The organism is Rhodococcus sp. WS3 (assembly GCF_003797085.1).
GTDB classification, from domain to species: Bacteria; Actinomycetota; Actinomycetes; order Mycobacteriales; family Mycobacteriaceae; genus Rhodococcus_F; species Rhodococcus_F globerula.
The window spans coordinates 929424-942825 of sequence record NZ_RKMA01000002.1 but is presented as its reverse complement, the minus strand read 5'-3'; the positions used below and the strand labels follow the sequence as shown (position 1 = coordinate 942825).

The 13402-nt window shown below is 63.0% G+C and carries 11 protein-coding genes; 7 read left to right on the top strand and 4 right to left on the bottom strand.

The window, feature by feature from the left end:
• Window positions 1-13: 13 nt before the first annotated feature.
• Entirely contained in the window at window positions 14-1300 is a 1287-nt protein-coding gene (locus EEB13_RS18460; protein WP_141485991.1) for an alanine racemase, read from the bottom strand.
• A 32-nt stretch (window positions 1301-1332) separates the two neighbouring features.
• Complete coding sequence (locus EEB13_RS18455) at window positions 1333-2808, bottom strand: amidohydrolase family protein (RefSeq protein ID WP_141485990.1); 1476 nt, start codon at window positions 2806-2808, stop codon at window positions 1333-1335.
• Between the two features lie 188 nt (window positions 2809-2996).
• On the opposite strand from EEB13_RS18455, the gene EEB13_RS18450 reads away from it, so the two are divergent.
• From EEB13_RS18450 to EEB13_RS18435, 4 genes are all read left to right on the top strand, one after another.
• Window positions 2997-3842 carry a M55 family metallopeptidase gene (locus EEB13_RS18450; protein ID WP_141485989.1) on the top strand — a complete coding sequence of 282 codons (846 nt, stop codon included), beginning with the start codon at window positions 2997-2999 and terminating at the stop codon, window positions 3840-3842.
• 144 nt (window positions 3843-3986) lie between these two features.
• On the top strand, window positions 3987-5081 hold the full coding sequence (locus tag EEB13_RS18445) for a M20 family metallopeptidase (protein WP_141485988.1): 1095 nt from the start codon (window positions 3987-3989) through the stop codon (window positions 5079-5081).
• Between the two features lie 2 nt (window positions 5082-5083).
• Entirely contained in the window at window positions 5084-5959 is an 876-nt protein-coding gene (locus tag EEB13_RS18440) for a GNAT family N-acetyltransferase (protein WP_261984587.1), read from the top strand.
• Window positions 5956-7689: a PucR family transcriptional regulator gene (locus tag EEB13_RS18435; RefSeq protein ID WP_239654715.1), complete on the top strand. Its 1734-nt coding sequence runs from the start codon at window positions 5956-5958 to the stop codon at window positions 7687-7689. Before EEB13_RS18440 ends, EEB13_RS18435 begins: the two co-directional genes overlap by 4 nt.
• 71 nt (window positions 7690-7760) lie before the next feature.
• Here EEB13_RS18435 and EEB13_RS18430 read toward each other — a convergent pair whose 3' ends face one another.
• Together EEB13_RS18430 and EEB13_RS18425 are read right to left on the bottom strand one after the other, a co-directional pair.
• Window positions 7761-8657 carry a serine hydrolase gene (locus EEB13_RS18430; protein WP_045067333.1) on the bottom strand — a complete coding sequence of 299 codons (897 nt, stop codon included), beginning with the start codon at window positions 8655-8657 and terminating at the stop codon, window positions 7761-7763.
• Window positions 8658-8748: 91 nt separating this feature from the next.
• Window positions 8749-9636, bottom strand: coding sequence for a LysR family transcriptional regulator (locus EEB13_RS18425; protein WP_222839809.1), 888 nt, complete (start codon window positions 9634-9636; stop codon window positions 8749-8751).
• A gap of 194 nt (window positions 9637-9830) precedes the next feature.
• Here EEB13_RS18425 and EEB13_RS18420 point away from each other — a divergent pair, with 194 nt between their 5' ends.
• The 3 genes from EEB13_RS18420 to EEB13_RS18410 are packed head-to-tail and all read left to right on the top strand — an operon-like array spanning window position 9831 to window position 13281.
• On the top strand, window positions 9831-11378 hold the full coding sequence (locus tag EEB13_RS18420) for an N-acyl-D-amino-acid deacylase family protein (protein WP_141485986.1): 1548 nt from the start codon (window positions 9831-9833) through the stop codon (window positions 11376-11378).
• Window positions 11375-12802 (top strand): FAD-binding oxidoreductase, encoded by a 1428-nt coding sequence (locus EEB13_RS18415; protein ID WP_261984586.1) that lies wholly within the window; start codon window positions 11375-11377, stop codon window positions 12800-12802. The genes EEB13_RS18420 and EEB13_RS18415 overlap by 4 nt, the downstream gene beginning before the upstream one ends.
• A complete protein-coding gene (locus EEB13_RS18410) occupies window positions 12799-13281 on the top strand; it encodes a RidA family protein (protein WP_141485985.1) in 483 nt (160 codons plus the stop codon). The genes EEB13_RS18415 and EEB13_RS18410 overlap by 4 nt, the downstream gene beginning before the upstream one ends.
• Window positions 13282-13402: the final 121 nt, after the last annotated feature.

Here is a 13402-nt window from a genome sequence, read left to right as displayed (position 1 = left end):
CTTTCTCGGGTTTTCAGAAGAACGTGTGGACTGACCCTACGACGCGATAATGTGCATCTACCTCGGGAATCAGTGACCACTTGTCGAAAGTCGTGCACGGGTGCGAGATTCCGCAGCCCAGGAGATCACCGACACGCACGTCGAAATCTGCCGGTAGATCGACGTAAGCGTGCTGATCGTTGAGTGCAGAGATGGACAGTTCCCGAGCCGACTGATTGGAGCCGTCTCGGCGTCGCCACAGTACTGTGGGAAAGCCTGCGTCGGAACCGACGTCGCGACGACCGAAGCCGAGGATCGCCCGGCCCGGCTCAGGTAGGGAGAGCACAACGCCCCAGACCTCGGCAGCTGCCCGCAAAGTCCGCGGACCATCGGCCCATGGCGAGGTATCGGCGTAGAGGCCGTGATCGTGAGTGATGTAGCAACCACTGCGCAGTACGACGCGCACACCGTTACCTGTTGCCCAACGGCCGGCCAACTCGCGGACTACCAGATCGTGAAATGCGCTGCCGCCGAAGGTGACCAGGGGGAGCGGGGCTTGTGTCGAGTTGTTCTCGAACAGGTTCTCCGCCACGCAGATTTCTGTGAATACTCGCGCGGATCTGAGATACGAATCGACAGAGATTCGGCGGGCAGCCACTGACGCGCCCGGCATCATGCCCTCGAACCCCTCGACTCCGGTGAGGACGAGTGACTGGGTCTGTGACGCTGCGCGGGCGACGTCGAGTGCCTGGTCGAGTGTGCGTGCCCCGGCGCGACCGTTGTCGTAGCCGAGTTCGACGAGTACTCGGATTCTGCTGCTCGGTGAGACTTTCGCGATCAAGCTCTCCATAAGTTGGACGCTCTCGATCGAGTCGACCAGGGTAGCGACGAAGAACCCGGGATCTGTTTGCTGCACATCACAGATCCATCGAATGCCCGCCGGGTCGAGTACTTGGCTCGCGATGATGATGGTGTCCACGCCGAACTCGCGGAGAATGCGGGCCTGCGCGACCGTCGCCGCGGTCATTCCCCACGCTCCGGCGTCGAGTTGTCGATGAACCAATTCCGGACTCATCGTGGTCTTGGCATGAGGTGCCAGGTCGACATCGTGGTCGGCGCAGAACTTTGCCATGAGGTCGACATTGTGTGAGATCGCCTCCCGATCGAGTGTCATCACCGGGAGTGGGAGGTCGCCGTCGAGAGCGGAGATCCCCAACGCTTCGAGGTCGGAACTGCGCAGACCGTTGAGGTCGGTTCCGAAGGCTTTGTGCTGCCAGCCGATCGGTGGGTTCGTGTGGTCGGTCGTATCGGCGATGTTCATGAGTAAAAGACTTTCTGTCAGAGCTTGTCCGGTCACGAGCGGCGAATTGGTCGACCTGGCAGTGCATCCTCGACGAGGATGCCTCCCTCGACGACGGGTACTCCGCCGACCAGTACCCGGCTGATTCCACTGGAAGGCCGGGTGCCGTCGACGTACGTGGCGTTGTCGGTAATTCTATCGGGGTCGAAAACGACGATGTCGGCGTCGCTGCCTGGGCTGATCCGCCCCTTGGACGACATTGCGGGAATTGACTCCTCCAAAATCTGGGCTGGGATCAACGAGCAGCGAGCGATGATGTCCGACAGCGACAGTAGTTGACGCTCGCGATACAGCGTGCGGATTGCGCGTGCATAGGTACCGGCGCCGCGAGGATGGCCGAGTGCAGTCGGGGGCAGTGGCCACTGCAGTGCATCGGCCGGGGTGCGCCTCGGCCAGGTCAGCGGCATAGCGTCGCTGGCGATTGCGGCTCGATCGAAAGTCATTGCCCGTTCGAGGATCTCGCGTGTGGGGTCGTCGGTCTCGTCGAGGAACTCGACGAGAACCAAGGCGCCGGGATCGGTGGCACGGAGGTGCTCCAACTGCTTGCGGTTCTCGATGCGTTCCCCGGTGGGAACGAAGGTGAGTGATCGCGTCGTCAGATTCATCAGATGCAGCCTGTCCGGATCGAGAAAGGCCGCTCCGACTGCCGTCGACCCGGAACCGTACGGATACGCCTCGGTGGTGACACGTGAGCCGGCTTCCTGAACGCGCGCCACCACCGCCAGAGCTTGGTCGACGTGCGCACCGGAGGTGCTGTTGACATGGCAGTAGTGCATATGTGCGCCGGTTTCGGCTGCAGCACGGGCGATTTCGACGGCACCGTCCACCGGGCTCGACGGATCCATCGAAATGAGCGGACGCGCATGAGTATAGGTAGGCACACCCGCCCGGGCAGCGAGTGCCGCGACCTCCAGGTATTCCGCGGGGTCGGACTTCGGGGCGTATCCGACCACGACTCCGATCCCGAGAGCTCCTGCGGCGAGGTCACTGTCGATGAGTTCGAGAATGTGTGCGCGCTGCGCCGACGTCGGCTCGCCCTGCCAGCTCGGCGCACCCAGGTGATGCAGAAGTGTTCGGATGTCACCGTCGGGATCGGCGCCGGCGAGCTCGATCATGCGGGCGTGTGCCCACGATGTTGCGTACCCGTAGTTGATCGGGCGTCCTTCGGAAGCCGCTCGCGCGTATGCCTTCGCGACGGGTATGACGCCGGCCTCCAGTTCGAGGGCCGTCGTGACGCCGTCCATCGCCTGCAGCCGTTGCTCGGCGATTTCCTGTCCGTGGCTGTGCATGTCGATGAATCCGGGGCAGATCACCTGACCTGTCACATCGATGGTCCGGAGGGCTTCGATCGCGTCGTGGCCCCAAGCCGAAACCGTGCCGTCGGTGATCGCGATGTTGCGAACCTCGTCGGTGCCCGATGCCGGATCGACCACGCGGCCGCCGGTGAACACGATGTCGTGGACCTGCATAAGCGTTGCACTCCTGTCGTCGGTCGATAGTGTCCCGATGGTTTCACGGGTGCAGTGCCGGATTCTGGTGTGAACGTCCCAAATTGAGGTGTGCTCACCGTTCGGCGGAACAAGAATCTGACACGCACGAATGTGAAGGTGAGGTGTAACGACCAACACGGCGGGAACAGATTCGATGGAGGGCACGGATGCACGTCTATATTTCGGTGGACATGGAGGGTATCGCGGGTATCGCGACGCTCGATCAGACGGTTCGCGGCGGTGGCGGGTATCTGCGGGCGCAGGCGCTCATGACCGCAGAGACGAATGCTGCGATTGCCGGTGCGTTCGACGGTGGCGCGACGAGCGTCCTGGTCAATGACAGCCATGGAACGATGGACAACCTGCTTCATGCTGATCTGGATCCTCGAGCTCGGGTGATTTTCGGGTCTCCGAAGTTGCAGTGCATGGCCGAGGGTCTGACGTCGGATCACGACGTTGCACTTTTTGTCGGCTATCACGCGCCTGCGGGTGGGCCCGGCGTCCTGGCGCATACTTTCTCGAGTCTGTTCGCCGACGTTCGACTCGACGGTAAGTCGGTGTCGGAGACCGATGTCAACACTCTGTACGCGGCGACGCAGGGTGTTCCGGTAGGCCTGGTCACCGGAGACGACATCATCTGCGCCCTGGTGGACGCAGCGTCGCCGACGACGGAGACCGTAGAGGTGAAGAAGGCGCATGGATGGTCGGCTGCAAACTCGCTGCCTCCGTCGCTCGCGTGCGAGCACATCAGGGCAGGAGCGGAACGTGCGGTGCGCAAGGCCGACACGCTGAAACCCGTAGCGCTCCGGGACGAATGGACGCTCGAGATCGTTCACCCCACGACTACGGCTGCCGAGCTTGCGGAGGCTGTTCCCGGTTCGAGGAGGATCGCGGACCGTACCATCGCGCACACTCTGGGCAGTGTCGACGACATACTCGGATTGATCACTGTCAACTCACGATTGGCCGCAGTCGGGGTCAAGCCGATTGTGACGGTTGCCAATCGAACCTGATTCGCCGAAGTCCCGTCGGGGAAGCAATTGGTGGCGTACGACGAATTCGAGTCGGAAGGACAGTAGTCCTGGACAAGATCTGCGGTAGTCGGTTCGGCCAAGCTTGACGGGAGTAGTCGACGTCGGTGACAGGAGTACCTGAGAGTGGACAAGAAGACAATGGCGGCGGACTTGGCCGCTTTGGTGATCGCCGAGTCACCCAGTTCAGATCTCGCGGCGGTCGACGCCTGTGCGGACGTGGTTGCCGAGATCGGGGAACGACATCTCGGAAGCGCTCCGGAACGCATCCGCATCGACGGACGTCAGCACTTGCGTTGGTCGTTCGGGGCGGAGCCGAAGGTGATGCTCCTCGGGCATTTCGACACCGTGTGGCCGCTCGGGACACTCACCGAACTGCCCTGGTCCGTCACCGACAACATCGCCACCGGACCCGGAGTCTTCGACATGAAGGCCGGCATCGTTCAGCTTTTTCATGCGCTCGCATCTCTCCCGTCGCTCGACGGCGTGGTGGTGCTCCTCAATTCCGACGAAGAAATCGGCTCCCCGACTTCGCGCGCCCTGATCGAGGAGCACGCGCGCCAGGTCGAGGCGGTGCTGGTCCTCGAAGCCGCCGCCGACGGCGCGGTGAAGACAGCGCGGAAGGGCATGTCGCTCTACTGCATCACTATCGAGGGACGCGCTGCGCACGCAGGCCTGGAACCCGAGCGGGGTGTGAACGCTGTCGTGGAACTCGCGCATCAGATTCTGGCCGTGGCGGAACTCGCGGATCCGGCGGTCGGAACGTCAGTGGTCCCGTCGGTCATCAGTGGTGGCACCACCACCAATACTGTTGCAGCGCAAGCGCAACTGTGGTGCGACGTTCGGATGTGGTCCGCGAAGGAACAGGAACGCATCGATCGTTCGGTTCGCGAGCTGGTGCCAGTACTGGCCGAAAGCCGGATCTCGGTGACCGGAGGACCCAACCGGGGTCCCCTCGAGGCCTCGTCGTCGGAGAAGCTGTACTTCCTCGCCCATCAGATCAGTAGCGAGAACGGGCTGGGGATGTTGCGCGACTGCGCGGTCGGCGGTGCCTCGGACGGAAACTTCACCGCTGCAGTCGGAACCCCCACGTTGGACGGCCTCGGTGCCGTCGGCGGTGGCGCCCACGCGGCCGACGAACACGTAGAGATAGATCAGATGATCCCGCGCGCCACGTTGTTGGCCGGTTTGGTGACTCGAGTCCTGGAGGGAGGACTGTGACGATGACATCGCCGAACATCAGCCAAGCCGAACATGCCGCTTTGCTTGCGCGTGTGACTATCGAAACCGTTACCGGGCATGCCAAGTTGGAACAGGTTTTCGACCTGTTCGAGAAGGTATGGCAGCCGGAGAGCGGAAATCCGCCCGTGCACCGGGACATGATGCAGGCGCTCGCGCACTCCGGTAATTACGTAGCCGGCGCTTTTCGTGGTGGAGACCTGATCGGTGCGTCGGTCGCATTCTTCGAGGAACCGCAGCACCGTTCGTTGCATTCTCACATCACGGGGATCCTCCCGACTGTCCAGAACGGTCATATTGGCCTTGCATTGAAACTGTTCCAGCGGGCGTGGGCGCTGGAACGGCGGATTCTCCACGTGCGGTGGACTTTCGATCCCCTCGTCGCGCGCAATGCCTACTTCAACGTCTCGAAACTCGGTGCGCTCCCGATCCAGTATCTGCCGCGTTTCTACGCGCCGATGAACGACGGTCTCAACGGCGGTGCCGACAGCGACAGGTTGCTGATCGACTGGGAAATCGGCAGTAGCAAGGTCTCGGATGTCGTCTCCGGTGCCGGCGAGGTTCCGACTCCTGAGTCCTTGGGAGCGAGCGAACTGCTGTCCGTCTCGGAAGCCGGTCTGCCCGTGATGAAAGCGACCGAGAATCGATTTGTCACCGTGGCTACGCCGAATGACGTGTATGCACTGCGTAATTCGGACCCGACGGTGGCGAACGATTGGCGACTGGCTGTCCGCGACGCTCTCGGTGGCGTGCTCGCCGAGAACGGGGTGGTAGTTGCCGTCACTCGGACCGGGAAGTACGTGCTGGATCGTGCGCCGGGATCAGAATTCGTCAAGGCGACAGTGGAGGCCACTTCGTGAAGGGTCTGGGAGGCCCAGGTGTTCCGGGAGGCCCAGGCGTTGCGGGAGGCTCAGGTATCGGCGTCGGACCGTATGACACACTTCGTTCACAGGACGAAGGAGTGATGGACGTGGGCACCGTGCGACCTCGCATCAGTTTGGTGCGGCTTCTCGAAGACGTGGGAACCACGGTGCTGAACGCGGTTGTCGGTGATCCGCAGTCGATGGACGAGGTTGCGTCCGTCGTCATTCACGATCCCGAAGACGATTCGCCGTCGACCTCGGACTCGATGGTATTGCTCGTCGGGATCAGTGGCGGTGAACGTATCGCGGAATCCGTCGTCGATCTGGCCGAGCGTGGTGTAGCGGTGGTGGTCGCGCGTGTCAGCTCCGACCTGAGCTCTGTGGACCGGGAGACCATCGAATCCACGGGTGTTGTCGTGTTGGCGCTGGCCAGAGGAGTCTCGTGGGTTCAGTTGACAAGCCTGCTGCATTCGGTGCTGGAAGCTCGTAACGAAGTCGGCCACATACATTCTCGCGGAGGTGGCCCGGCTGGGGATCTGTTTGCGTTTGCCAACGCGGTCAGCGCACTCCTGGACGCGCCGATCACGATCGAAGACAGAAGCTCACGGGTCATAGCGTTCTCCGGTCGTCAGGAGGAAGGTGACGGTCCGCGTATCGCGACCGTTCTGGAACGGCAGGTCCCTGACCAGTACATTCGAGTGCTCGAAGAGGCAGGGGTATTCGACCGGCTCTATCGAAGCGACGATCCGGTGTGGGTGCCGGCGGAGACCCTCGGTACCAAAATGGGACGTATCGCAGTGTCCATTCGGGCCGGCGACGAGTTCCTCGGCTCCATGTGGGTGGCACTGGTCGCGCCGTTGTCGGAAGACCGAACGCGCGCGTTGCTCGATTCGGCAGGGATGATCGCTTTGCAGATGTTGCGGTTGCGCGGCGGCGCCGACGCCGAGCGTCGACTGCGCGCAGACCTGATCGCGACTCTACTCGACGGAGGGGCCGGTGCTGTCGACGCGATGAATCGGCTCGGCCTCGGCACTGGTCCTACTCTCGTAATGGCTTTGGGCCGAAGGTCTTTCGAGGGGTCATCGAAGCCGGATGACGCCGCCCATATCGTGCGATTGACTGATGCTCTGGCGATGCACCTCGGTGCCGTTCACTCGCAGTCGGCGGCTGCCCTGGTCAACGGAACCGGCTACGCGGTGCTGTCCGTTCGCGGGCACTCCCCGGCAGAAGCCGAGTTGCAGGCGTCTCGTGTGGCCTCGGATTTCCTGGACCGCACCGGAGCGTCCGGCGATACGATTATCGGGATCGGTCGGGTCGTGACCAGACCGGCTCAGTTGAGCCGATCGAAGCGCGATGCCGAGCACGCACTCGAAGTGTTGTTGGCGGGACGAGCGTCCGGCAGTGTCGCCACCTTCAGCAGTGTCCACGTTGATGCCATTCTGTTGGAGATCGCGTCGGAGGTCGCTGCCGAAGGGTTTTCGGACCTCGGGCCGATCGAGGCAATCGCCAGTCACGACGCTGCTCATGCGACCTCGTTTGTCGACACTCTCGATGCGTGGCTCAACGCCTTCGGTGATGTCGGTGACGCGGCAGCGTCATTGCATGTGCATCCCAACACATTTCGGTACCGTCTCAGTAAGGTGAAGAGTATGGCGGCACTGGATCTCGATGATCCGAACGTGCGCTTCCGGCTGATGGTGCACCTTCGACTGCGTGGGCCGCGCTAGCTCGAAAGCCGAAAAATGCGGGTCGCGCTGATCTTTCAGTGCGACCCGCATTTTTTGTCAGCGGATTCTGGTCAGCTGTTGTTGCGGAGTGCTTCGACAGCGATGCGGCCGACGGTTCCGATCGAGGCGTCGATTTTCGGCGCCCGTTTGGTGAGTTCGTGGGATTTGGTGAAGACACCGACGGCGTAACGCTTGCCGTCCGGGTACGTCACGACACCGGCTTCGTTTCGTACCAATCCCAGGGTGCCGGTCTTGGCGGCGACAGTGACCTCGTCGGGGAAACCGGAAGAAAGTCGGTGCGGCCAGACCTGCTTGCTCATGATCGTTCGGACCTCGTCACAGGCGGATGCGGGGCCGGCTTCGTCGCGCCAGATTGCAGCCAGCAACTGTGTGATCTCGCGAGGAGTACTGGAATTGGTGCGGGACGGATCCATAACGGAAATCGTCCGAAGAATTTCGATCTCGGGGTATTCGAGCAGGGTGCCAGCGTCGACTCCGAGATCTTCGTAGACCGTCTTGAACAGGCCGCGGCAGTCGCGAACCAAGTTGGTCTTCTCCAGACCCAGACTACGCAGCGTAGATACGATGTTGTCGAGCCCGAGTCGGTTGTAGATGAAGTCGGTGGCGGCGTTGTCGCTGAAGCTCATCATGAGCAGAGCGAGGTCTCGCCAGCTGGCGGTGACGTCGTCGGCGCAGCCGCCGATACCGATGCCGCCCGAACGGAACTCGGCCGTCACTGTGGCGTGCTCGGTCGGATCGAGGGTTCCGGCCGCTACGGCGCGGGCGTACTCGAGGACGACGGGAATCTTGAAGACGGAGGCGAGGATGACACCGTCGTCAGCGCCGTAGCCGAACTCTTCGCCGGAATCGATGTCACGTACGTGCACAAACGCGTCGGTCTTCGCTTCGGCCAGAACAGCAGCGATCTCCTGCTGTGCGCTGTCAACGTGGGTGGCAGTGTCGGTCATTCGAGGGGCCTTTCGTCGGTGTCCGTAGATCTGAGGATAGTGAGATCCCGAAGCCTGGTCTTGTGTGAATCGACGAAGGTTGGCACTGGTTTCAGTGGTGATCCACTATCTGGTCCACTACTTCGAGGAAAAGCCGGAGCGCGAGGTTCGGGTTGTCGGCTCGAAACGCGAGACCGACCGTCAGATACATTGCCGGTCCGTCGATCTCGCACATATGAACCCCGGGAACCCGGTAGGTTGCGGCGCGTCCGGCGGGCATCGGCGCTACCCCGACGCCGGCCGCTACCGCGTGAAGTACCTGCTCGTCATCGGCCTCGCGTCGGACCACGTTCGGTGCCCTTGTGGGCCAGAACATCTCGACGATGGCGTCGTACATGCCTGGTCCGTTCGCCCGGGGCCAGAACACCACCGGCTCGTCCGCAAGCTGTGCCAGTTCGACGACGTCGCGTGCGGCGAGTGGATGCCCGGACGGTACCGCGAGCAGGAGTCGCTCACGGTCCACAATGCGAACCGTCAGCTTCGACTGGTCAAGAGGCGGCCGCACCACCGCGATGTCCACAGCCCCGTCGGCGGCAAGCGCCGTATTCCGGGTGGTATAGCCGCGATGCTCGGTAATCGCGACTTTTGGGTATCTGGCGCGAAATTGGTTGACGGCCAGTGCAACTGCCCCGCCGGCCCATGATCGCGTGTGCGCGATGCGCAGTTCACCCTCGGACCCGAGCGCTGAGGCTCGGATCCGTTCGACGGCTCGGTCGGCTGATTCGAGCAGGAATTTGGCTTCACGAACCGCGACGATTCCGGGATCCGTCAGGCTGATTCTGGGCCCTCGCCGATCGAAGAGCACTACGCCGAGCTCACGTTCGAGGACTTTGATCTGTTGGCTCAGTGCGGATTGTGCAACATGTAGCTCAGCGGCCGCGCGCGTGAAGTTAAGGTGATCCGCGATTGCCACCAGATATCGCGCCCGCTGCAGGTTCACGCTGTAACTATAAGTGAAGATGATCGAACAAGCGGGAATGCGACTTGGACAGTGTGTGCGCGCCGAGGCATGCTGAGTGCTGATCGACACGCTGTCGAAATCGGACGGGCCGAAGCCCTCGAGGACCCACATATGGCAGAAGACTCCCACGTGTACCTGCTGATCATGGTCATCGAAACACGATAGGAAATATCATGGACTACGACTTCGCGATAACCGGGGGAACGGTTGTCGACGGAACCGGATCACCACGACGCACCGCCGACGTGGCCATCGTCGGCGATCGGATCGCGGCGATCGGTCCGGGTCCGTTCCCGGCTACCGAGACCATCGACGCGACCGGTTGCATTGTGGCTCCCGGCTTTATCGACCTACACTCGCACGCCGACTTCACCGTACTTGGTCACCCCGGCGCCGAAACGCAACTGGCACAGGGCGTCACGACGCTCGTCACCGGAAATTGCGGACTGTCACCGTTCCCGGCGCACGACAGCGGACAGGCAGGGGCGCAGTGGCCCGACGCGTACGGATTCGGGGACGCAGTCACCGCAGCACGACCGGCTGTCAATGTGGGCTTACAGTTAGGGCACAACACACTGCGGGTTGCTGTGATCGGCAACGAGGATCGGCCTCCGACGACGACGGAACTCGAGCAGATGTGCGCGATCATTACCGAATCTGCGACGGCGCCCGGCGTCGTCGGGTTCTCGACCGGCCTCATCTATATCCCCGGCCTTTTTGCCCAGTCCGACGAACTGTGCACTCTGGTGGCAGCCGCCGCGACGGCGGGACTGTTGTACTCGACGCACATGCGCAACGAAACGTCGGAATTGGCCGCTGCGGTAGAGGAAGCCATCGAGACCGCGGAGCGGGCCGGCGCACGTCTGCAGATTTCGCATCTCAAGGCGATGGGACCGGAGAACTGGGGGACGGTGAACCGCGCCCTGGAACTGATGGATCAAGCCCGGATACGCGGAGTGGACGTCACCGCAGATGTTTATCCGTACACCGCGTCGAGCACGGACCTGTCCTCGAGGCTTGCGAGATGGGCCGTCGACGGCGGCCTCTCGGCGCTGCTTGAACGGCTGGCGGACCCCGAGACCCGGATACGCATTGCGGACGAGTTGAGGTCCAGGTTCGGCCGAGATATCGACCCGGACGGCGTCGTGATCGCGGCTCTGCCTAGCGGAGAGTTCCACCGTTACATCGGACACTCGCTATCCGAGATCGGCGCGGACCGCGGTACCGACGCCGCTGATGCTGCTCTCGATGTACTTGCCGCACATCAGGGTTCGGTGAGCATCGTCAACCACGCGATGAGCGAGGATGACATGCGGTCGGTGCTGGCACATCCACAGGTATCCGTCGCCAGCGATGGCGCGATGCTCGCCCCGGCCGGTCCCGGCCGCCCGCATCCACGCAGCTTCGGCACCTTTGCACGAGTACTCGGCCGGTATGTTCGCGACGAGCGCACTCTGACGCTCGAGGACGCGATCCGGAAAATGACATCGCTGCCGGCATCCCGAATCAAGGTGACCGACCGCGGCATGCTTGCTCCTTCCATGGCTGCCGACGTGGTGATCCTCGACCCGAACACGATCGAGGACACCTCGACCTTCGACGCACCGTGGCAGCTCGCCCGCGGTGTACGTGACGTGTTCGTGAACGGCATTCCGACTGTGAGCGGCGGAGACCTCACCGGCCACCGCGGCGGCCGCCTGCTCGAGAGGAGCGCAGCGTGATCGCATCGACCACGACGCTCGTCGACGAACTCGCCCGCATTGTCGGGCCGGCGCACGTCTTGACAGATCGCGACACTGTCGCGGGATATGTCACCGACTGGACGGGGCACTGGCACGGCGCTACCACTGCTGTGGTCAGGCCCGCCGACACCGGCCAAGTCTCCGCGGTCCTCGCCTGTTGTCACCGCGCCGGCGTCGCCGTCGTGCCGCAAGGCGGCAACACCGGGCTGGTCGGTGGGTCGGTGCCGATGCGCGGTGAGGTGGTGCTCAGCACGACCCGCCTCGCCGTCATCGAGGAAATCGACGAGGTCGGTCGCACGCTGGCAGCCGGCGCCGGTGTCACGATCGCGCAGGCGCAGCAGGCCGTCCGCGAATACGGGTTGGACCTGGGTATCGACCTGGCCTCACGTGATTCTGCGACGCTCGGAGGGATTGTCTCCACCAACGCGGGCGGCGTGCGAATGATCAAGTACGGCAACACTCGATCACGGTTGCTCGGCGTCGAAGCTGTTCTGTCCGACGGCCGGGTGCTCTCGCGTTGGAAGGCCTTGACCAAGGACAACGTCGGCTACGACCTGCCGGGTCTGCTGGCCGGCGCCGAAGGTACCCTCGCCGTCGTCACCCGGGTCCTGATGCGTCTGGTGGTTCCGGCTGCTCACACACAGGTAGTGATGGCCGGGGTCGAATCGGTGGGTGCCGGTCTGGAGCTGATCCATAGGCTCGAGCGCGCGGGACTCACGCTCGAAGCTGCCGAGTTGATGACTCGCGCAGGTATCGGGCTGGTCCGGAAGCATCGGCACTTGCGACCGCCGCTCGACGCGGATGCACCGTTCGACGTACTCGTCGAGGTCTCCGGACCGACGCAAGCGCAGTCACTCCTGCTCGGGGTGCTCGCTGAAGCTGAAGGAATGGTGCAGGGCGCCGTCGTCGAGACCGGGCCGGCAACAAAGCTGTGGCAGTACCGTGAAAGTCACACCGAATCGGTCAGCGCCGAATCATCCACTCCACCAGTGAAGTTGGACATCGCGACGCCGCTGCGAGAGATAGAACCCTTCCTCGAGGCCTTGACCGCAGGGCTTGCCATCTCTTTCCCCGGTGTCACCCCGATTTGCTTCGGGCACATCGCCGACGGCAACATCCATGTCAATCTGCTCGACGTTACCGGCGATCAACGAGATGCCGTCACCGACTTCGTGCTTCGATTGGTCACCCAACACGACGGCAGCATCAGTGCCGAGCACGGAGTGGGCCGCGCGAAGGCCCGCTGGATCACCCTCGGGCGGAGCGATGTCGACCTCGACCTCATGGCCTCGATCCGGACTGCGCTGGATCCAGCAGGCATGCTCAACCCGCACATCCTCCCGGGATCATCTGACTCCGAGACTAATTCGCCGATAGAGCTCGAACGAGAGGTAGCCCGATGACCGGCACAACGACCTGGACAGACCGCCTGCGAGATCTCGACCTATCCCTGCCGCCGGTCGCGACACCGGCGGGCGCATACGTGCCTGCTGTGCGTACCGGGAACCTGGTCTATACATCGGGGCAGTTGCCATTGGTGGATGGCGTCAGCACCTGTACCGGAAAGCTGGGCGTGGATGTATCGGTCGAGGACGCCGCCGCGGCTGCGCGACTGTGTGCACTCAACGGACTCGCCGCGGTCGACATGCTCGTCGGCCTCGATCGGGTCGTCCGCGTCGTGAAGATCGTCGGCTTTGTTGCGTCCGGTCCCGGGTTCACGCTGCAACCGCAAGTCATCAACGGCGCCTCCGACCTGCTCCTCGACGTTTTCGGTGGTGCCGGTCGGCACGCACGGTCCGCGGTCGGGTTGGCCGAACTGCCTCGAGGTTGCGCCGTCGAGGTCGAGTTCGTTTTCGAAATCGACGGCGGCGGACTCTCGTAGCTGCTCGCACGACGACGAACCCTGCGGCACTCGAGGCTCGTCGAATCGCACCAATTTCGGGTGCATGTTCAGTGCAATCGACCAGGACGAAATTGCAGCCGCGCTGAGATCATCGACTGAT

Bases quoted from the DNA above. Each gene is read 5' to 3' on its own strand.
- EEB13_RS18440 (WP_261984587.1), top strand. From the start codon at position 5,084: ATGACATCGCCGAACATCAGCCAAGCCGAACATGCCGCTTTGCTTGCG.
- EEB13_RS18430 (WP_045067333.1), bottom strand. From the start codon at position 8,657: ATGACCGACACTGCCACCCACGTTGACAGCGCACAGCAGGAGATCGCT.
- EEB13_RS18460 (WP_141485991.1), bottom strand. From the start codon at position 1,300: ATGAACATCGCCGATACGACCGACCACACGAACCCACCGATCGGCTGG.
- EEB13_RS18455 (WP_141485990.1), bottom strand. From the start codon at position 2,808: ATGCAGGTCCACGACATCGTGTTCACCGGCGGCCGCGTGGTCGATCCG.
- EEB13_RS18410 (WP_141485985.1), top strand. From the start codon at position 12,799: ATGACCGGCACAACGACCTGGACAGACCGCCTGCGAGATCTCGACCTA.
- EEB13_RS18450 (WP_141485989.1), top strand. From the start codon at position 2,997: ATGCACGTCTATATTTCGGTGGACATGGAGGGTATCGCGGGTATCGCG.
- EEB13_RS18420 (WP_141485986.1), top strand. From the start codon at position 9,831: ATGGACTACGACTTCGCGATAACCGGGGGAACGGTTGTCGACGGAACC.